This window comes from Rhizobium sp. 21-4511-3d (genome assembly GCF_053522545.1).
The window spans coordinates 277,080-295,699 of sequence record NZ_JBNWCF010000002.1 but is presented as its reverse complement, the minus strand read 5'-3'; the positions used below and the strand labels follow the sequence as shown (position 1 = coordinate 295,699).

The window sequence follows — 18,620 nt, the reverse complement described above, 5'->3', positions numbered from 1 at the left end:
GGAACAATGAACGATATCGACATCGTCCCGATCGCCGAGCAGCATATCGACGGCTTTCATCAAGCGCTCGATACCGTCGCCCGCGAGCGGCGCTACTTGACCTTCCTGGAGGCGCCGCCGCTCGAGAGCACGCGGGCCTTCGTACGGGATATGATTGCCAACGGCCATTCGCAATTCGTGGCGATCGCCGACGGCGCGGTGGCCGGCTGGTGCGATATCCGCCGCCACGCGCAGCCTATCCATGCCCATGGCGGTGCGCTCGGCATGGGCATCCTGCCGGCGTTTCGCGGCAGAGGGCTTGGCGAGCGGCTGATCAGGACGACGATTGAGGATGCCCAGTCGAAGGGGCTGGTACGCATCGAGCTCAACGTCCACGCCGATAACGCCCGCGCCATCCGGCTTTACGAGCGCGTCGGCTTCGTTCGGGAGGGGATCGGCAAGGACTTCGTCTGCATCGACGGGCGCTATCTCGACGTCATCTCAATGGCAATCGTGCGCCGCTGACGCTGCGAACGCTACATTAGATATCCGGCATAAGCCTTTGTCTGGATTACAGAAGTTTAATTAAAATTTCAGATTCGGTTCATCTTTATGGACGTAATTTCGGGGCGTGTTCAACACGAGGAAACCCCAATGAAAAAGTTCTTCGCCGCTCTTCTCTCCGCCTCCTTCCTGCTGTCGCCGATCGTTGCTTCGGAAGCTAGCGCCAACGATTATCGCCGCCCTGTGGTCGTCGAGAAGAACGTTCACAAGCAGGTCATCGTCAAGAAGTACCGCTGGACCAAGGGCCATCGCGTCACCGCCGCCGAGCGCCGCCGCATGGCTGACGTTCGCGATTACCGCCGCTACCGCCTGTCGGCTCCGCCGCGCGGCTATCACTGGGTAAAGGTCGACAACGACTTCCTGCTGGTCGGCGTCGCCACCGGCATCATCACCAGCATCATCGCCGGCCGCTAAGCGGTTGCGGGAATGAAACAGAAAGGGCGGCAGCGATGCCGCCCTTTTTCATTTGTCCTGACCGGCAGCCGGCTTGCGCGCGATGGCTGCCTTCAGAAATGCCGCCGCCAGCGCCTTGGCATTGGTTGGCTGCGGCTCGGGAATGCTGAGGCCGGGGATCGGCGGCAGCGGTTCGCATTCCTCGCAGATGCAACGGAAGGCCTTTGCTCTTTCGCTCATGCGGCGCGCAATGCCCAGCTGGCGAAGGGATCGGGAAGATCGCGCCATTTCTCGGGCGTGAAGTCCGCGGCATCGACGAGACATGCGTCCAGCCCGGCGCGAATCTCGGCCTCGTCCATCGGATCGGCGCCGATGAAGACGATTTCCTGGCGGCGATCGCCCCAGACAGGATCGAGATAGGGCGCAATGTTCTTTTCGAAACCGGGATCGCGCGGCCACTGCTCCTTCGGCACCGCCGTCCACCACAGACCCATCTTGCCGGTGCGGACGATGGCGCCGGCCTGGCTGATCTCGCCGACATAATGTGGGCGGGTTGCCAGCCAGAAGAAGCCTTTCGAGCGCACGACGCCCGGCCAGGGGCGATCGAGGAAGGCCTGCAGTTTTCCGGGATGAAAGGGACGCTTCTCGCGATAGACAAAGGAGCGGATGCCATACTCCTCGGTCTCCGGCACATGATCCCGGAAGCCGTGCAGCTCCTTGTACCAGAGCGGATGGGTCTCGGCCTTGTCGATATCGAAGCGGCCGGTGCCCAGGACGTCTGCGAGTTCGACGCGGCCGAAATCCGTCTCGATCAGCTTTGCATCCGGGTTCAGCCCGGCGATGATGATGCGGGCGGCATCGCGCTGCTCCGGCGTCGCCGTGCCGGTCTTGTTGAGGATGACGACATCGGCGAATTCGATCTGCTCGACCAGGAGATCGACGATCGTCCTGTTGTCGCCATCGCCGGCGGTCTCGCCGCGATCGGCGAGGAAATCGGTGGAAGCGTAGTCGGCCAGCAGATTGGCGGCATCGACGACCGTGACCATGGTGTCGAGCCGGGCGAGATCGGAAAGGCTCTCGCCGGCCTCATCGCGAAACTCGAATGTCGTCGCGACGGGCAGAGGCTCGGCAATACCTGTCGATTCGATCAGCAGGTAATCGAACCGGCCCTGTTCGGCGAGCTGGCGGACCTCGGTCAGCAGGTCGTCGCGAAGCGTGCAGCAGATGCAGCCGTTGGTCATCTCGACCAGCTGTTCCTCGGTGCGCGACAGGTTGGCGCCGCCGTCCCGCACCAGCGCAGCATCGATATTCACCTCGCTCATGTCGTTGACGATGACGGCGACGCGCATGCCCTGTCGATTGGAAAGGACGTGATTGAGCAGCGTCGTCTTGCCCGCGCCGAGGAAGCCGGACAGGACGGTGACCGGGAGCCTGTTATTCATGGATGTCTCCATATTAATGTTATACCATTACATATGTTGATCTGAAAAAAGGCGAGCGGAAGGGCTCGCCTCTCTCATCGGTGTTCGAAAGCTCAGCTCTCGCGGCTGAGGCAATCCTTCATGCTGGCCGCGATACCGCGCATCAGGGTGAAGTAGAGATCGGGACCGGCTTCAAGCGTGGCGGCCTCCGGATCGAGGACGCCCGACTTCGCCTTGGTGCCTTCGATGACGACATCGACGAGGCGCGGCTCGAATTGCGGCTCGGCGAAGACGCAGGTGGCGCCAAGTTCGGCGACCTTCTTGTGGATCTCCGAAACGCGCTCGGCGCCAGGGATGGTTTCCGGGCTGACGGTGATCGAGCCGGCGACCTTGATGCCGTAGCGGTGCTCGAAATACTGGTAGGCATCGTGGAAGACGATGAAGGGCTTGTCCTTCACCGGCGCGACGGTGGCGGCCAGTTCCTTGTCGAGGGCATCCAGCCTGTCATCAAGCGTCTTGGCATTGGCCTGGTAGGTCAGCGCGTTGGCCGGATCGGCGGCAACCAGCGTCGTGGTGATTTCGGCGGCCATCGCCTTGGCATTGGCAGGGTCGAGCCAGAGATGGGTATCGAATTCGCCGTGGTCATGATCATGCCCGTGATCGTCGTGACCGGCGGCTTCCGCATGGTCGTGGTCGTGCGCTTCGGCCTCGTCGCCATCGTCATGCGGCTCGAAGGCGCCGCCTTCGCGGAATTTCAGCTTGGTGAGGCCCGGCGCATCGTCGAGCTCGGCAATGCTGGCATCGGAGCCCAGCGATTCCAGCGGTTTCTGCAGAAAGGCCTCGAGGCCGGGACCGACCCAGAACACCACCTTGGCGTCCTGCAGCGTGCGCGCATTCGAGGGCTTCATGCTGTAAGTATGCGGGGAGGCCGCGCCATCGACGATCAGCTCCGGCGTGCCGACACCCTGCATGATCGAGGCGACCAGCGAATGGACAGGCTTGATCGAGGTGACGACGACAGGCGCATCGGCGGCCTGGGTTGCGCCCGCCAGAAGCAGGGCCGGAAGGGCGAGGGAGAGGCCGGCGGCCAGTTTCATGTGCACGCTCCGCTTGAATAGCGTTTGTTATGTTATTACATCAATTGCGTAATGCTATAACGTGTGCGATAGCATGACGCAACAGCACATCAGGAAAATTATGTTATCTCCCGCCAATACAGGGGCGAAGCCGCTGGTTTCCCTCAACAATGTCGGCATCAGGCGCAACGGTCGCTGGCTGGTCCGTGGCGTCGATTTTTCCGTGTCGCCGGGCGAGATCGTGACGCTGATCGGCCCGAACGGTTCCGGCAAATCGACGAGCGCCAAGGCGGCCATCGGCGTGTTGAAGCCGGATGAGGGGATGGTCGAGCGTCTGTCCGGCCTCAAGGTCGGCTATGTGCCGCAGAAGCTGGCCGTCGACTGGACGCTGCCGCTCACCGTGCGCCGGCTGATGACGCTGACGGGGCCGCTCGCCGACAAGGAAATGATGGCGGCGCTCGAGGCGGCCGGTATGGCGCATATGCTCAATGCCGAGGTGCAGCACCTCTCGGGCGGCGAATTCCAGCGCGCCTTGATGGCCCGCGCCATCGCCCGCAAGCCCGATCTGCTGGTGCTCGACGAGCCGGTGCAGGGCGTCGATTTCTCCGGCGAGATTGCCCTCTACGATCTGATCAAGCAGATCCGAAACAATACCGGCTGCGGCATCCTGCTGATCTCGCACGACCTGCATGTCGTCATGGCCGAGACCGATACCGTCATCTGCCTCAACGGCCATGTCTGCTGCCGCGGCACGCCGCAGGCCGTCAGCCAGAGCCCGGAATATGTGCGCCTGTTCGGCAGCCGCGCGGCGCAGACGCTCGCCGTCTACAGCCACCATCACGACCACACGCATTTGCCCGACGGCCGCGTCCAGCATGCCGATGGAACGGTGACCGATCACTGCCATCCCGAGGATGGTCATCACCACGACCATGATCACGCGCACGGTCATGACCATGACCACGACGGGCACGATCACCATCATCACCATGCGGGAGAGCGCCATGCTTGACGATTTCTTCGTCCGCGCGATCCTCGCCGGCGTCGGTCTGGCGCTGACCACCGGGCCGCTCGGCTGCTTCATCATCTGGCGGCGGATGGCCTATTTCGGCGATACGATCGCCCATTCGGCGCTGCTCGGCGTGGCGTTGTCGCTGCTCTTCCAGTTCAACCTGACGCTCGCCGTCTTCGGCGTCGCCGCGACTGTATCGATCCTGCTGCTTCTCCTGCAGAAGCGTCAGGCACTGTCGGCCGATGCGCTGCTCGGCATTCTCTCGCATGCGACGCTGGCGATCGGCCTCGTCATGGTCGCCTTCATGACCTGGGTGCGCATCGATCTCATCGCATTCCTGTTCGGCGATATTCTGGCGGTGTCGAAGAGCGATATCGCGGTCATCTGGGGCGGCGGCATCTTCGTCGTCGCGGCGATCGCCTGGCTCTGGCGGCCGCTGCTTGCCTCCACCGTCAATCCCGAGCTTGCCGAGGCCGAGGGCATGCAGCCCGAGAGGGCGCGGCTGTTTTTCATGCTGCTGATGGCGGTCGTTATCGCCATCGCCATGAAGATCGTCGGGATCATGCTGATCACCTCGCTGCTGATCATTCCGGCCGCGGCCGCCCGCCGCTTTTCGCCGACACCGGAGGTCATGGCCGTTCTGGCATCGCTGATCGGCGCCGTTGCCGTGGTCGGCGGGCTGTTCGGCTCGCTGACCTATGACACGCCCTCCGGCCCGTCGATCGTGGTGGCCGCACTCATCCTCTTCATTCTCAGCCTGCTGCCACGGCTGGGACGCAGACAAGCGCAAGGACAAGGCACATGAACACGCCGCAGCTGACCAAGAACCAGGCTCTTGTTTATGACGTCCTGGAAAAATCCGAAGGGCCGCTCAGCGCCTACACGATCCTCGACAAGCTCAGGGATCACGGCTTTCGGGCGCCGTTGCAGGTCTACCGGGCGCTCGACAAGCTGCTCGAATATGGCGTCGTCCACCGGCTCGAAAGCATCAACTCTTTCGTCGTCTGCGCCCATCCGGACGAGAACTGCCACAACCACGGCACCGTCGCCTTCGCCATCTGCGAAAGCTGCGGCCAGGTCATCGAGTTCCACGACCACGAGGTCGATCACCGTCTGATGGACCGGATGCGCGCCAAGAAGTTCAAGGCCGAGAAGACGACGATCGAGATCCGCGGCGTTTGCGAGAGCTGCGCCGCTTAGGCTTCGTCAAATGCAGGCCAGCAGCGATTACTGCTGCTTGGTCTTGCCGTCCTTGGCCTGCCGCCGGGCGAAGACGCGCATGATCAGCTGGAAGGCCACGACGATGGCAAACATGTAGAGCCAATGGCTCCAGTTGCTGTCCGCCGAGAAGGCGAAGTTCAGGCCTATGATGACGGCAAAGCTCAAAGCGAATGAAATGATGTAAACGGCCATCCGATCCTCCCCCAGACGATCCTAGTGTAGATATCGATGGGGTGCCTTTCAACCTGGAGGGGATTTCTGGCCGTAATCCCTTAGTCTAGTCGCCTGAGATCCCGCGCGAACCTTTGCCAGTTCGACACGTATTTCTCCGCCGAGCGCTTCAGCCCCTCGATCGCCTTTTCATCCAGCGTGCGGATGGCGCGGGCGGGGGAGCCTACGATCAGCGAGCCGTCCGGAAATTCCTTGCCCTCGGTGACCAGTGCGTTGGCGCCGACCAGGCAGTTGTTGCCGATCTTCGCGCCGTTCAGCACCGTCGCGCCCATGCCGATGAGTGAATTGTCGCCGATGGTGCAGCCGTGGACGATGGCGTGGTGGCCGATGGTGCAACCCTGGCCGATCGTCACGGGCGCGCCGGGATCGGTATGCAGCATCGCGCCTTCCTGGATATTGGTGTTGCGGCCGACGACGATCGGCTCGTTGTCGCCGCGCAGCACCGCGCCGAACCAGATACCGACGCCTTCACCGAGTTCGACATCGCCGATCACATGCGCATCCGGAGCGATCCAGTAAAGACCGCTTGCGGGAAGGCGTGGCGTCAATCCTCCGAGCGCATAGACCGGCATGGCAATTCCTCAGCTGACGGTGACGGTAAGGGTGGCGATGCCATCGATACCGCATGCGACGGTATCGCCCTTGATGACGGCGCCGACACCGGCGGGCGTGCCGGTCATGATCACATCACCGGGGGCCAGGATGAAGAGTTTCGAGAGCTCGGCGATGATCTCCGGTACCTTCCAGATCATCTGGTTGAGATCGCCCTCCTGGACGCGCTTGCCATTGTGATCGAGCCAGATGCGGCCGTTTGCGGGGTGGCCGAGCTCATCCGCGGGGACGATCGGCGAGACCGGTGCGGAGAATTCGAAGGCCTTCGCGACTTCCCACGGGCGGCCCATCTTCTTGGCGACGGCCTGCAGGTCGCGGCGGGTGAAATCGATGCCGATCGCGTAGCCATAGATGCAATCAAGCGCCTTCTCGACCGGAATGTTCTCGCCGCCTTCCTTCAGGAAGATCACGCATTCGGCTTCGTAATGCACATCTTCGGAGAGCGGCGGATAGGGAAAGGGCTTTCCGGCGGGCAGCAGATTGTCCGGGTTCTTCTGGAAGAAGAACGGCGGCTCGCGGCTCGGGTCATGCCCCATCTCGATCGCATGGTCGGCATAGTTGCGGCCAACGCAATAGACGCGGCGCACGGGGAAGAAATCGGCGCTGCCTTCGACGGGAAGCAGAACGGGCTGTGGGACGGGGATGACGGTCTGGAGATCGGCGGACATGGCATGCTCTTGCTGTTATCGGTGCGGCGATCTTAGACGGAAAAGGTGACGCAGGGAAAGGACGCTGGCGCGATTATCGGTCCTGTGCCGCGTCGTGGCGCATGACGGCGTAATAGCCCGAAAGTTCCGGGATCATCGCCGCCATCACGTCGAAGCGGGGATCGTCCTCGACCAGTTCGCCGGCATATTTCGCCTGCAGGAACAGCGCGTGGGCGGCGAGCGCATCGTCATTGGCCCGGTGCAGAATGGTGAAGACAGGGGCAGGGACCGTCTTGCCCTTGACGATGACGCGGTCGAGCTCGGCGATCGTGTATCTGCCGCTGACCAGGAATGCCGTGGTCTCGCCGAGCAGAAGCGCGACGCCATAATTCTTCGAGGCGCCCTCCAGCCGTGAGGCGAGGTTGACGCTGTCGCCGAGGCAGGAATAGTCGAAGCGGCGGGTGGAGCCCATATTGCCGACGACGCATTCGCCGGTATTGATGCCGACGCCCATCTTCAGCACATACAGCGGCGTACCAAAGGCCTTGGCTTCGGCTTCCAGCTCGCGATTGAGCTTGGTGATCTCCTCCTGCATCGCCAGCGATGCGGTGACGGCATGCATGGCATGATCGGGATCGTCGAGTGGGGCGTTCCAGAAGGCCATGATGCAGTCGCCCATATATTTGTCGATCGTGCCGCCATGGTTCATCACCACTTCGGACAGCGGCGTCAGCAGCCGGTTGATCAGCGTCGTCAGCTGCTCCGGATCGTCCTTCATCGTCTCGGCGATGGTCGTGAAGCCGCGCACATCCGAAAACAGCACCGAGAGCGTGCGCCGCTCGCCACCGAGCTTCAGCTGCGAGGGGTCTTCCGTCAGCCGCTTGACGAGTTCCGGCGAGATATATTGCGAGAAGGCGCGGGTGATCTGCTGCTTGTTGCGACGCTCCTCGGCGAAGTCGAAGGCGGCCTGGCCGAAGGCGACGGCGATATAGGCGATCGAGGGCCCAAGCGGCGAGACGAAGACATGGCCGAAGCGGATGCCGGCGAAGCTCGAAACAGCGAAGACACCGATCGCGGCAATCGCGGCTGCGAGTGTCAGCCAGCTGGTGGAGCGCCAGACCGTTGCCGCCGCGAGGATCGCCGCGACGAGGATCGCCAGTGCCACCAGCGGCAGCGCGCCCTTGGCGATATAGAAGCGATGGACGATATTGTCGTAGATCGTTGCCTGGATCTCGACGCCAGCCACCAGCTTGCCGGTGTGGACGGTATAGGGTGTCGCAAAGGTATCGGCGCCGCCCTTGTCGATCTCGGGCGCGTTCTGCAGGCTGAGGCCGACGAGCACAACGCGATTCCTGAAGAAATCAGGGGGCAGGAAAGTCGGCGGATCGAGCGCCTGATAATAGGAGACCGTCGGATAGCTGCGGGCCGGGCCGAAGGACTGGATCATTGCGCCCGCGGGCGGCATCGCGGCCGCCTTTCCCGCGGCGGCTGCCAGCATCACGGCAAAGCCGTCGCGATAGGCGGGAATGGTGCGGAAGGTGCCGTCGCCGCTAAGCTCGATCGAGGCGATGCCGGTTCTGGCACCGGCGGCCGTGAACTGCGGCATCGGCGTGGTGCGGATCAGCTGATCGGCCTGCGGCGCCTGGATCAGCGTTTCATCACCGGCGAGCACCAAATCGGGTGCGGAGGCTGCGGTGATTGCCGCGTCATTCTCGGGAGACGAGGGCTCGGCCATGATGATGTCGAGACCGATCGCCTTGGCGCCGGCGGCCCGCAGCGCCTTGATCAGGTCGGCATGCAGGCGGCGCGGCCAGGGCCATTGGGCGTTGATCTGCGCCAGCGCCGGTTCGTCGATCGCGACGATGACGGGCGCGTCCTCGGGCGGAAGGGGATCATCGACCGTCGAGAGATAGTCGAAGCTCCGGAGTTCGAGCAGCGACCAGGCCGGCAGCCGCGACAGAAACGAAATCGCCACCAGCGTCGCCAGCACCAGCACGGCAAGCCTGACCGGCCGGCTGCTGAACGGCCAGCCGGGAGCGCGGATGGACTGGCGGGGATTGGAGCGCATCAGAAGCGGATCTTCAGGCTGCCCTTGACCGCACGCCCCCAGCCCGGCACGCCGGGCGCAACCTCGAAATCCTCGTCGAGAAGGTTAAAGGCAGATGCTTCGAGGGCAAAACGCTTGTCGAGCGGCTCCCAGATCAGGTTGGCGTCGAGGGTCCAGTAGTCGTCAAGGCGATCTGTGCCGCCGAGGCCGCCGTCGCCCTGGCGTTCACCGATGTAGTTTGCCGCGACCGTCGCCTTGACGTTCGCTTCGTTGACCCAGGTGAGGGCGAGCTGACCGCTCTTCTCGGGAATGTAGGGCAGGGCATCACCGAAGCCGGCGCTGCTCGTATCTTCATTCTTGGAGTGGGAATAGGCGACAGTTGCGGAAACGCCGAAGCCGTAGGCGAGCGCAACGTTGGCTGTTGCGCTGACACGATCGATATTCGCCTTGCTGATGCTGAGCCCGCCGGGCAGATAGGGAATAAAGGGACCCGCTACCGGATAGGCCAGATCGAGGTCGCGAATTTCCTGATGTTGGTATTCAATGCTGGTGAACAGCCGATCGGTCCACTGCGCATCCCATTGGAGCGCGATCGTGTCCGTATAGCCGTCAATGCCGGAATAGGGTTGATTGGACTGAATACCGACGACACCGATCGGTGACAAGGTCGGCGAGCCCATGTCGTAGCTCTGGCGCATGAAGGCCGCTCGCAGCCATTGACCGTCGAGCGGCGCCCAGGCGACGCCGAAACGCGGCTCCAGTCTCGCGACATCCGTCGAGCCGCCGTCCATGACTGTGCCGAAAAGCGCGTATTCCGCCTTGAGGCTTGGGGTAATCTCGTGAAGCAGATCGACATAGACCCGACCGATGCCGATCCGCTCATCGACCGAAGTGAAAAATGGGTCGGTAGCTCTTACGTCGGCAAAGCCGCCCTCGATGCCGTAGCGCCAGGTCAGATCTTCGACGCCATACAGATGATTGATCGCTGCCACATAGTTGCGCTGCACGCTGTCGGCGATGCGCACTAACGGCGGAGCGACGAGCTCCTGTTCAACGTTTTGTTCGGCACTCGTGTAGAAGAATGCGGCATTGACAACATTGCGATAGCCGAATGTGTGGCTCCAGCCCAGACCGGCCGCCGTTGACTTCGTATCGATGTCGTCGCTCTCGGTGTAGCCCGCAGTGGGGAAGTCGATTGACTGATCCAGCCGGCTGTCGGAGTGATTGGCGTAAAGCACAAAGCGGTCGTCCGGATTGGGCGTGGCCGTCAGATATCCGTTGCCGGACAAATTACGAATGTTTCCGTCAAAGCTGCCTGGGCCGCCGAAAATTGCAGGACTGGTCAGGAACGGTGCATAATCGCCGCCATACGGCGTCTGCACCCACGTCAAATTCAGATACCCGCTCACCGGGAACGGCGCGTTGGCAAAACCCTGCAGTTCCGCTTCACCCGTCGGTTTCGTCTCGCCAGCCGAATTGATAAAGCCCGCGCCAAGCGAACCCTCCAGAAACGGGCGGCGCAGAAGATTTGCGGAGCGCGAGCGCCCCGACAGCATGTGCGGATCGAGCAGCAGACCCTGCAAGAGCGCCGAGAAGCTGTTCGAGTTCAGCTTGTAGAGATCGATCTCGTCGTCGAAGATTTCGGTATTGGCGAATGGACGGATATTGCCGCGGATCGACTGGTCGACATAGCCGCTGCCGGCGAAGGGGTCGAAGACCGCGTCGCCATAGTAGCGGCCCCAGGCGTTGAGGCCGCGCAGGCGGAAGGCGTTGTTCAGCGTCGAGCCGGCATCCTGATTGGCGCCGAGCGAGCCGTAGTGGCCGCCGCGGGCCTTGGAGCGGCGCAGGAATTCCTGGGCATTCTCAAGCGCGCCATCCGGATCGTAATCGTCGATCGCGACGGCGGTGCGGAATGACGAGATCACCGGATCATTCTTGTCCAGCCGGTCGGCATTATCCAGCGCCTGTTCCGAGAGGACGCGGTCGCCCTTTTCGTAGTGGCCGGCGGCGAGCATCAGCTGTGCCTGCGAATGTGCCGGATTGGCTGTCGAGGATGCCAGGAGATCGTCGATCGCCTTATCCATCTCGCCCATCTGCAGATAGTAGCGGCCGCGGGCGAGCAGTGCGATGTCGAAGGCCGGGTCGGCGGCGAGCGCGAGGTCGATTTCGCGCTTGGCTTCCTTCATCCGTGACTGATCGAGATAGAGAATTGCCAGATTGGCGTGGCCGATCGGATCGTCGGGATCGAGCTCGATCGCTTTCTTCAGCGCGGCTTCGGCTTCGCGCGAGGCGCCGCGGGCATCCTGCAGCAGACCGAGGTCGTTCCAGGCCATCGATGAACCGGGCGCCACTCCGATCGCCGCGTTCAAGTCGGCGAGGGCGCCTTCGAGATCGCCCTGATAATCTGCGCGCATGCGGGCGCGGGCCTGCAGGGCGTTCGGGTCCTGCGGGTCGATCGCCAGCGAGCGGGCGATTGCATCCTGCATCTGGACGCGGTCGTTGATCAGAAGCGCGAGCTGGGCGCGCAGCGCCGGAAGCGTCGAGTCATCAGGGTAGCGCGCTTCGGCTTGCTTCATCGTGGCGATCGCTGCCGGGATGTCTTCGAGGAAGCCGGCCGTATAGGCCTTCATCACCGCGGCGTAGGGGCCGGTGACGCTCGCCGGCGGCTTCTCGTTGCGGGAGGGATCGCGCAGCGACCGGGCGTAATAGCCGCCATAGGCTGCGATGCCGCGGCGTAGCGGATCGAGGGAGCGTTCGGCGCTGGCAAAGAGTTTGGCCGCATCGTCATAGCGCTTCTCGGCGCCAGCGATCAGCGCCTTGATGAGATCGGCGCGGGCGCGCTGGGAGGCGGAGAGGCGGGAGGCGCGGGCCTGCGCCAGGGATTCCAGCGCTTTACTGCGGCCATCGAGCGAGAGCTGCACTTCGGCAAGCGTCAGCCAGTCCTCGGCGTTGCGGGCGCGGGGCGCCTTGGCCTCGATGCGGCTGCGCTCGCTGCGCATCTTCTGCACCGGCAGCGGCGAGGCGGGCATGAAGGTGAAGCCGCTGCGCAGCGTCAGGTAGAAGAGCATCTGCTCGCGATCATCCGGCGTGACGATGACGAGCTTGCGCGGCGCCTGGCCGATTGTGGCGACGGCGCCTTCGCCCTCCGCCACCTGGACGCTGCCATAGTCGTTCTTCAGCTCGACCTGTCCCTCGAGCACGATCAGCGAGGTCTGGTCGCCCTTGACGGTCAGCGTCCAGTCCGTGCCGCGGATAGCGGCGGCCGCAGCCGGGGTCTCGACCGTCAGCCCCGTTCCGCCGCGCTGGGCGCGGGCCCACATGGTGCCGGATTGCAGGTTGAGGATCGTGTCGCCGTCGCGCGCCATCTTCTTGACCTGCAGCGCCGAATTGCGGCCGAGGCGAACCTGGGTGCGGTCGGCAAAGAGGATGGCGAGCTGGCCGGATGCATTGGTGCGCAGCACGTCGCCGCCGAGCAGATCCTGGTGCAGGTCGACATTCTGCCAGTTCGACAGATCGACGAAGCGGACTTCCTCGCCCATCTTGCGGTCGATGACGGAACCGGCTGCCGGTTCGGCGCGCAAAACAGGGTCGGCCGCTGCCGGCCGCGCAACAAAAGACGCCGCCACAGTCAACGCCATCACGGCGGACATGGAACTCGTAAATCTACCCCTCATAGAAAAGCGTTTGTCTTTGGTGCCGCCAAAAGTCAAGCAGAGTTCTACTTATGCTCTTGCTTTGGTTGTGAAGTGTAATATCAGGGAAACACTTTGCGGCGGAGGTAAGTGCGTGGCGGATTTCGAAAGTGCGACTGAACTGATGATGAGCGATCCTTCGACAGAGGATATCGGATCGGAATATTTCGACCATATCAAGAAGATAAACGACATCTTCTACGATCAGATCAAGATATCCGATCAGAAGGCGGCTTACATCTTCACCTTCATGCTTGCCTTTCTCGTCAGCTCCAGCGAGGTACGCGCGGTCTTTACATGGACGCGCTATGCGGACGGAAACCCGCAGCACATTCTGTTCTCCGGTTTGCTTGCAGCGGCGTCCGTCTTCTCGATCCTGTCGGCGATCCTGGTGGTGCTGCCGCGCCATCTCACCAAGTCCACCTCGCTGTTCTGGGGCACCTGGGGCGAGCACCGGCAGCTCTTCTGGGATGCGGCGGCGCGGCGCGACGAGCGCTATCTCTTCGCAGAATATCTCGACAATGCCGATATTCTCTCCACCATTGCGCGCGGCAAGTATCGCTGCGTCACACTCGCGTTTCGCGGATTGATGGTAACCGTCATCGCCTACGTGCTGCTTCTGATCGCCGGGTAACGACGGGTCCTTTTCCGGCACGGAATCCCGTTTTGAAACAGCAGTGGCTGTGGAGCGTTACCATTGGTCAAGTATCTGAATCTTTGGCATTTCCGGCCTTGCTCATGAGCATGCCACAATATTGCCGCTTGCTTTTTTTCCCGAATGCTGTCACGTCATGCAGTACTCGGGCATTAGCATGCCGGTGACTGGACAGATGTGGTAGCCCTCCCGCAAGGGTGGCAGAGCGGCTAGAAACCGCTTCGTAGACGTTCTTTCCCCGTACGTGACTTCTCCGACTGACCCTTCGCGCCCGGTTTCGGGACGAAAGCTAAAGCCGTCCGCTTCCTCTCGAGGGGGCGGATACTAAGACAAGACTAAGGGAAAAGGACTATCCCACATGGCCACCAAGGGCACCGTAAAATTCTTCAACCAGGACAAGGGTTTTGGTTTCATCACTCCGGAAGGCGGCGCTAAGGACGTATTCGTCCACATCTCCGCTCTCCAGGCTTCCGGCATCCAGTCGCTGCGCGAAGGCCAGCAGGTCACGTTCGACACCGAGCCGGATCGCATGGGCAAGGGCCCGAAGGCCGTCAACATCTCGGCTAACTAATTCGATTTCTGCCTTCCGGCAGGAATGAGAACGGCGCCCTCAGGGGCGCCGTTTTTCGTTTGGGCTGTTGGAAATCAGGCGCTGAGGGCTTCGGCCGGCGATGCCGAAAGATCGACAGCGGCGAAGGCGGCGGCGATGACGTCAGGGCCGGCGCCGGGCTTCGTCGCATCGGTCGAAAGGATCTGGCGGTAGCGGCGCGCGCCGGGCAGGCCGGTGAACAGGCCGACCATGTGGCGGGCGATATGCTGCAGGCGGCCGCCATTGTCGATATGGGCGGCGGCATAGGCCATCATCCGGTCGCGCAATGCGTCCCAATCCATCTCGCGCGCAGGGGTGCCATAGAAGCGCTGGTCGACATCGGCCAGGATCGCCGCATTCTGATAGGCGGCGCGGCCGAGCATGACGCCATCGACATGCTGCAGATGGCTTTCCGCCTCGTCCAGCGTCTGGATGCCGCCATTGATGCCGATGAAGACACCGGGCCAGCGTTCCTTCATGCGATAGACCATCGAATAGTCGAGCGGCGGGATCTCGCGGTTTTCCTTCGGGCTCAGGCCCTTCAGCCAGGCCTTGCGGGCGTGGATCCAGATCGCGTCGGCGCCGGCATCGAGCACGCGGGTGACGAGATCGGGCAGGGCGGCCTCCGGATCCTGCTCGTCGACGCCGATGCGGCACTTGACGGTGACAGGCACCGACGACACCGCCTTCATGGCGCGCACGCAGTCCGCCACCACCTCCGGCGTCAGCATCAGGCAGGCGCCGAACGTGCCGGATTGCACGCGGTCGGAGGGACAGCCGACATTGAGATTGATCTCGTCATAGCCATAGGGCGCGGCGATCCTGACGGCCTCGGCGAGCTTTGCCGGATCGGAGCCGCCAAGCTGCAGCGCGATCGGATGCTCGGCGGCATCGAAGGAGAGCAGGCGTTCGCGCGGCCCGTGAATGATCGCATCGGCGACGACCATCTCGGTATAGAGCAGGGCGTTGTGGCTGATCTGGCGGTGAAAATAGCGGCAATGACGGTCGGTCCAGTCGATCATCGGCGCGACGGCAAAGACCGGCTCATTTGAATAATGCGCCTTGCCTTCAGCCAAAGATGTCCCGCCGCCTTGCGCCGTCATGCCGTCTCGATCCTGTTTCGCTGCCGTCCCGCCACAATCTGGCCCATCAGAGATGGGAAGGCGGGGCGCGAAGCGCAACCGCCGGGAACGAGGGTGCTATACAGAACAAACGCCCCGAAAGCGAGCGGCAAAATCCGGGTGCGTCAGCTGCCTGCCGCCGCGCTTTCCCCATGAAAATGGCGGCGAGTTCACAATTTCGTCCCGACCGGCGGAATAATGTGGGCCGGCGCGGCCGGGGCTTGATGCATCCGGGGCAAGCGCGTAGGTCTTGAAGCAAGGATGCTGCAGGGCGTCACCGGCCGGAGACATGGCCGGGAATGGACGCGCTGCGGGAATGCGAAATGCGGAAGAGGTGGGCGGTTTGATCGATCCCTATGTGATGCTCGGAATTGACCGCGATGCCGGGGAGCAGGCGATCCGCAGCGCCTGGCGCAAGGCCGCCAAGACCTCGCATCCCGACGCCGGCGGCGATGCCGAGCATTTCGGCAAGCTGCAGGCCGCCTATGATCTCCTGAAAGACCCGGTGCGCCGCCGCGTCTATGACGATACCGGCTATGATCCGCAACTCGCCGACCCCAAGGATATCGAGGGCGTGCTGATGCTGGAAAAGCTCGTCAACGACATCATTCTCGACGAGCGCGAGCCCGGTAGTTTCGACCCCATCGCCGCCATCCGCCGCAAGCTCTCCGACGACATCGTCAAGAACCGCTTCCATATCCTGGAACTGGAGCGCCACCGCAACCGAGTGCGCCAGCATATCGACCGCCTGGGCCGCCGCCCCGAAACCGACGTCCTCGGCTCCATGCTGCGGGCGCGTAGCCAGTCGATCACCGACGCGATCAAGAAGGCGCAGGGGCAGATCGAGGCGATCGAGCATGCGTATCAGATGCTCGAAGGGTATAGTTATGAGCTGGAGGCGCTGGTGATGGTGGCGGAGCGGGAGAGCGAGGTTGAGGTGGTGAGGAGGGGGGAGGCTGCGGAGTGAGGGAGACGAAGTTAGTCTTTTGAGATTTCCACTATAGCAAAGTCGATACCGCTAGCGATACTGGCGACGGCTTTTAAACTGTCTGGGGCGTCAAAGGAAAACTTCAGTTGATTTCCTCCCATAATGGTTCCAGTCCCCCTCTCGTCTATCCGCGCAAAACTCTCAGCTTTGCCTCGCGCTTTAAAAAGCGCGTCGGCCAGATCTCGGCCGCGTGTGACTCTATTGGCGCCCTCACGCATCATTCTTTTGATTGAGCATGTGATTTCCGTGCCATTTGTCAAAATCTCAAGCTGTGCACCCGCTCCGGAGGTGTAGTGGCCAACTCTCTTCTTAGGGTCAAAGTTGATGTCAGCGCCTCCCGGCGATATTCTGGCCAATATCTCAATGATGCATGAGTCTAAATCTAGCGGATATCGCGCTTCAAAGATTCCAATAATTTTCGACAGATTTTCAATAAAGTCAGGCAGTTGTGGCCGTAATTCTTGAGATTCGCTGGTCGATTTTAATATTAGGTTCTCGAACAGGAATTTTGTTGACTTCCAATCTTTGTTAAAAACAGCGGCGCTAGCAGCCGTTACCCGATTTTTCCAATCGGTTCGCGATGAGGCATTTGCAAGCGGGATTTCACTAGATATCATGAAATATAGCAGCATTCCTACACCGTATACATCGACTAAAGCCGACCTATTACTATACCTTGATCTAGCATCAATCTGCTCTGGCGCTAGGAAGCCAAGCGCTTGCGATGCGTTCATGTAGAACTCTGAACCGGACGCACCTTTAAACCAAGACAGATCAAAATCAAGGATACGAAGATCCTCTTTCGTAATGCGCTCCCAATAGTCCCCTGTGAGCATTATGTTGCTCGGCCTAAGGTCTCTATGTAGTATTATGTGCTCATGGGAGTGGCATTCAAATATTATTTCGGAAATCCATAGGCATATATACAGTTTTTGTATGGCTGTTGATGCGTAATTGTCATTTATATATTTTTGAAGGTCAACGCCCTGGATGTATTCCGTGATAATGCTTGGCGGGAGCTCTGAGGCGTCTATCAAATGGACGATGCCTGAAATGTTGCTATTGCTAAGGAATCGCATTGAGTCGACGCCTCTGCGGAAGCTATTTAGCATAGCCTCATCGTCGCGAACTTCCATATGTGCGACTTTTATAGCTATGGACTCTTCATTTTGATTGAACGCTTGGTAGACTCTACCAAAATTGCCCCTGCCAAGCTCAGCTGTGATACGATTTCCAAGCCATCGATGGCCATCCTCATTGGGATTTACCCGTGTTGAAATGTGGATTGCGGTATCGTATTTGCGGCAGAAGTTGCGATATGCTTCGTAGTCGAAATTATCGCCTTTATAGAATTTTCGTGTTGCGGAAGCGAGATGTTGCCGAATGGTATCGTGATCGAGACTGACCATCTGATCAGGGGTTGGGATATCTTCTTGAGTTACAATGCGCGACACGACCGGCGGCAAAATATCTTCGTCTGATTTGTTTTTCTTTAAGGTTTTTACGAAATCAGAGAAGCCTGATTCCCAGCTTTTGTCTTTTCCGGTATAAATTATATTCAAAGGCAGTCTATGTGATAGGTTTTTGTCTTCTTCAGAGGGCTCTCTTTTAACGATAAAGTAGTCGCCGGTTATGAAGTCTATGTTTCGAAGATAGCTTAGTTGTCCGCTAACCGTGAAATCTTCTACTCCTACGCCATAAAATACGACGACGTTGTGAGTAAACATGCTTTTGAGAAATTCGATGTAACCTGGAAGACTTAGCAATTTATCGCGGTCTTCACGCGTCAGAATCCACGAGTGTGGCGTGTCAACATTCCCATGGAGGTCGACAATAAGTGGACGTCCATCTCCAAGTCCGACACGACTGTTGGGGGCATCAAGGCCAGACAAGTGATTTTGAAGTATTCCGGTCTTCTTCTTAACGTACGAAATATTTGCAAAATTATCGAGATTGAATGTCAGCAGCGCGTGCGGCTCAAGTTCCCAAATGTCGCGATAGAAGGTTGGGATGATGTCCGTGCTTGGTGTCAGAATGTTTCGGACTACCTGCTCATACTGCGCACCCATTAATTCCTTCAGACGGGACATTCGCTGCCAGTTATCCGGCATATACTTGATCTGAAGCGATATCTCGTCCGCAAGCTTTTGACCGATTGAGGTTGTTGCAACTTTGAGGTAATTTTCTTTTATTCTTTCAATCAGGTCGTCCCAAGTGGGCATTGCTGCTTCTTTGGACGCGCCTGCACCGCAGATTACGACAAGGCGCTTTGTCTTCTCACCATAAATCTTTGCAAGCTTTTGAAAACTCTGCTGCTCTAATATTTCGCTTGTCAATGGTCGCGGCCTTTCGAAGTGCAAGTTCTCGACCAT

The 18,620-nt window shown here is 60.6% G+C and carries 18 protein-coding genes; 8 read left to right on the top strand and 10 right to left on the bottom strand.

Annotated elements, in window-relative coordinates:
- Window positions 1–6: 6 nt before the first annotated feature.
- Together ACQZ5H_RS07320 and ACQZ5H_RS07315 are read left to right on the top strand one after the other, a co-directional pair.
- Window positions 7–504, top strand: a complete 498-nt coding sequence (locus tag ACQZ5H_RS07320; protein ID WP_203428681.1) for a GNAT family N-acetyltransferase — start codon at window positions 7–9, stop codon at window positions 502–504.
- 129 nt (window positions 505–633) lie between these two features.
- A complete protein-coding gene (locus tag ACQZ5H_RS07315; protein ID WP_112715159.1) occupies window positions 634–957 on the top strand; it encodes an RcnB family protein in 324 nt (107 codons plus the stop codon).
- Window positions 958–1,005: 48 nt separating this feature from the next.
- Here the strand turns inward: ACQZ5H_RS07315 and ACQZ5H_RS07310 are convergent, their stop codons facing one another.
- From ACQZ5H_RS07310 to znuA, 3 genes are all read right to left on the bottom strand, one after another.
- The gene (locus tag ACQZ5H_RS07310; protein WP_203428682.1) at window positions 1,006–1,176 is read right to left on the bottom strand and encodes a hypothetical protein; all 171 of its coding nucleotides are present in this window, start codon (window positions 1,174–1,176) and stop codon (window positions 1,006–1,008) included.
- A complete protein-coding gene (zigA, locus tag ACQZ5H_RS07305) occupies window positions 1,173–2,378 on the bottom strand; it encodes a zinc metallochaperone GTPase ZigA (RefSeq protein WP_449097187.1) in 1,206 nt (401 codons plus the stop codon). The genes ACQZ5H_RS07310 and zigA overlap by 4 nt, the downstream gene beginning before the upstream one ends.
- Before the next feature lie 92 nt (window positions 2,379–2,470).
- Entirely contained in the window at window positions 2,471–3,454 is a 984-nt protein-coding gene (gene znuA, locus ACQZ5H_RS07300; RefSeq protein WP_130278119.1) for a zinc ABC transporter substrate-binding protein ZnuA, read from the bottom strand.
- A gap of 100 nt (window positions 3,455–3,554) precedes the next feature.
- On the opposite strand from znuA, the gene ACQZ5H_RS07295 reads away from it, so the two are divergent.
- Genes ACQZ5H_RS07295 through ACQZ5H_RS07285 form a run of 3 tightly spaced genes read left to right on the top strand, consistent with a single transcriptional unit; the run spans window position 3,555 to window position 5,645 of the window.
- Window positions 3,555–4,445 carry an ATP-binding cassette domain-containing protein gene (locus ACQZ5H_RS07295; protein ID WP_449097186.1) on the top strand — a complete coding sequence of 297 codons (891 nt, stop codon included), beginning with the start codon at window positions 3,555–3,557 and terminating at the stop codon, window positions 4,443–4,445.
- Window positions 4,438–5,250, top strand: coding sequence for a zinc ABC transporter permease subunit ZnuB (gene znuB, locus ACQZ5H_RS07290; RefSeq protein ID WP_199629262.1), 813 nt, complete (start codon window positions 4,438–4,440; stop codon window positions 5,248–5,250). Before ACQZ5H_RS07295 ends, znuB begins: the two co-directional genes overlap by 8 nt.
- Complete coding sequence (locus ACQZ5H_RS07285; protein ID WP_112715151.1) at window positions 5,247–5,645, top strand: Fur family transcriptional regulator; 399 nt, start codon at window positions 5,247–5,249, stop codon at window positions 5,643–5,645. The genes znuB and ACQZ5H_RS07285 overlap by 4 nt, the downstream gene beginning before the upstream one ends.
- Before the next feature lie 27 nt (window positions 5,646–5,672).
- Here the strand turns inward: ACQZ5H_RS07285 and ACQZ5H_RS07280 are convergent, their stop codons facing one another.
- From ACQZ5H_RS07280 to ACQZ5H_RS07260, 5 genes are all read right to left on the bottom strand, one after another.
- The gene (locus tag ACQZ5H_RS07280) at window positions 5,673–5,858 is read right to left on the bottom strand and encodes a hypothetical protein (protein ID WP_449097185.1); all 186 of its coding nucleotides are present in this window, start codon (window positions 5,856–5,858) and stop codon (window positions 5,673–5,675) included.
- A gap of 80 nt (window positions 5,859–5,938) precedes the next feature.
- Window positions 5,939–6,469: a gamma carbonic anhydrase family protein gene (locus tag ACQZ5H_RS07275; protein ID WP_449097184.1), complete on the bottom strand. Its 531-nt coding sequence runs from the start codon at window positions 6,467–6,469 to the stop codon at window positions 5,939–5,941.
- Window positions 6,470–6,478: 9 nt separating this feature from the next.
- Entirely contained in the window at window positions 6,479–7,177 is a 699-nt protein-coding gene (locus tag ACQZ5H_RS07270) for a fumarylacetoacetate hydrolase family protein (protein WP_449097183.1), read from the bottom strand.
- 73 nt (window positions 7,178–7,250) lie between these two features.
- Window positions 7,251–9,224, bottom strand: coding sequence for a CHASE2 domain-containing protein (locus tag ACQZ5H_RS07265; RefSeq protein ID WP_449097182.1), 1,974 nt, complete (start codon window positions 9,222–9,224; stop codon window positions 7,251–7,253).
- Window positions 9,224–12,877: a FecR domain-containing protein gene (locus ACQZ5H_RS07260; RefSeq protein WP_449097181.1), complete on the bottom strand. Its 3,654-nt coding sequence runs from the start codon at window positions 12,875–12,877 to the stop codon at window positions 9,224–9,226. Before ACQZ5H_RS07260 ends, ACQZ5H_RS07265 begins: the two co-directional genes overlap by 1 nt.
- A 112-nt stretch (window positions 12,878–12,989) precedes the next feature.
- Between ACQZ5H_RS07260 and ACQZ5H_RS07255 the strand changes: the two genes are divergently transcribed.
- Window positions 12,990–13,529, top strand: a complete 540-nt coding sequence (locus ACQZ5H_RS07255) for a Pycsar system effector family protein (RefSeq protein WP_449097180.1) — start codon at window positions 12,990–12,992, stop codon at window positions 13,527–13,529.
- A 379-nt stretch (window positions 13,530–13,908) separates the two neighbouring features.
- A complete protein-coding gene (locus ACQZ5H_RS07250) occupies window positions 13,909–14,121 on the top strand; it encodes a cold-shock protein (protein ID WP_007533154.1) in 213 nt (70 codons plus the stop codon).
- A gap of 74 nt (window positions 14,122–14,195) precedes the next feature.
- Here the strand turns inward: ACQZ5H_RS07250 and dusA are convergent, their stop codons facing one another.
- A complete protein-coding gene (gene dusA / locus ACQZ5H_RS07245) occupies window positions 14,196–15,242 on the bottom strand; it encodes a tRNA dihydrouridine(20/20a) synthase DusA (protein WP_449097179.1) in 1,047 nt (348 codons plus the stop codon).
- A gap of 334 nt (window positions 15,243–15,576) precedes the next feature.
- Between dusA and ACQZ5H_RS07240 the strand changes: the two genes are divergently transcribed.
- Window positions 15,577–16,227 (top strand): J domain-containing protein, encoded by a 651-nt coding sequence (locus ACQZ5H_RS07240; RefSeq protein WP_449097178.1) that lies wholly within the window; start codon window positions 15,577–15,579, stop codon window positions 16,225–16,227.
- An 11-nt stretch (window positions 16,228–16,238) separates the two neighbouring features.
- Here the strand turns inward: ACQZ5H_RS07240 and ACQZ5H_RS07235 are convergent, their stop codons facing one another.
- Window positions 16,239–18,584 (bottom strand): protein kinase domain-containing protein, encoded by a 2,346-nt coding sequence (locus tag ACQZ5H_RS07235; protein WP_449097177.1) that lies wholly within the window; start codon window positions 18,582–18,584, stop codon window positions 16,239–16,241.
- Between the last annotated feature and the right edge of the window lie 36 nt (window positions 18,585–18,620).

Bases quoted from the DNA above. Each gene is read 5' to 3' on its own strand.
- ACQZ5H_RS07270 (WP_449097183.1), bottom strand. From the start codon at position 7,177: ATGTCCGCCGATCTCCAGACCGTCATCCCCGTCCCACAGCCCGTTCTG.
- dusA (WP_449097179.1), bottom strand. From the start codon at position 15,242: ATGACGGCGCAAGGCGGCGGGACATCTTTGGCTGAAGGCAAGGCGCAT.
- ACQZ5H_RS07315 (WP_112715159.1), top strand. From the start codon at position 634: ATGAAAAAGTTCTTCGCCGCTCTTCTCTCCGCCTCCTTCCTGCTGTCG.
- ACQZ5H_RS07280 (WP_449097185.1), bottom strand. From the start codon at position 5,858: ATGGCCGTTTACATCATTTCATTCGCTTTGAGCTTTGCCGTCATCATA.
- ACQZ5H_RS07275 (WP_449097184.1), bottom strand. From the start codon at position 6,469: ATGCCGGTCTATGCGCTCGGAGGATTGACGCCACGCCTTCCCGCAAGC.
- ACQZ5H_RS07310 (WP_203428682.1), bottom strand. From the start codon at position 1,176: ATGAGCGAAAGAGCAAAGGCCTTCCGTTGCATCTGCGAGGAATGCGAA.
- znuA (WP_130278119.1), bottom strand. From the start codon at position 3,454: ATGAAACTGGCCGCCGGCCTCTCCCTCGCCCTTCCGGCCCTGCTTCTG.
- ACQZ5H_RS07320 (WP_203428681.1), top strand. From the start codon at position 7: ATGAACGATATCGACATCGTCCCGATCGCCGAGCAGCATATCGACGGC.
- ACQZ5H_RS07240 (WP_449097178.1), top strand. From the start codon at position 15,577: ATGCGAAATGCGGAAGAGGTGGGCGGTTTGATCGATCCCTATGTGATG.
- ACQZ5H_RS07295 (WP_449097186.1), top strand. From the start codon at position 3,555: ATGTTATCTCCCGCCAATACAGGGGCGAAGCCGCTGGTTTCCCTCAAC.
- ACQZ5H_RS07285 (WP_112715151.1), top strand. From the start codon at position 5,247: ATGAACACGCCGCAGCTGACCAAGAACCAGGCTCTTGTTTATGACGTC.
- ACQZ5H_RS07265 (WP_449097182.1), bottom strand. From the start codon at position 9,224: ATGCGCTCCAATCCCCGCCAGTCCATCCGCGCTCCCGGCTGGCCGTTC.
- znuB (WP_199629262.1), top strand. From the start codon at position 4,438: ATGCTTGACGATTTCTTCGTCCGCGCGATCCTCGCCGGCGTCGGTCTG.
- ACQZ5H_RS07260 (WP_449097181.1), bottom strand. From the start codon at position 12,877: ATGAGGGGTAGATTTACGAGTTCCATGTCCGCCGTGATGGCGTTGACT.
- zigA (WP_449097187.1), bottom strand. From the start codon at position 2,378: ATGAATAACAGGCTCCCGGTCACCGTCCTGTCCGGCTTCCTCGGCGCG.
- ACQZ5H_RS07250 (WP_007533154.1), top strand. From the start codon at position 13,909: ATGGCCACCAAGGGCACCGTAAAATTCTTCAACCAGGACAAGGGTTTT.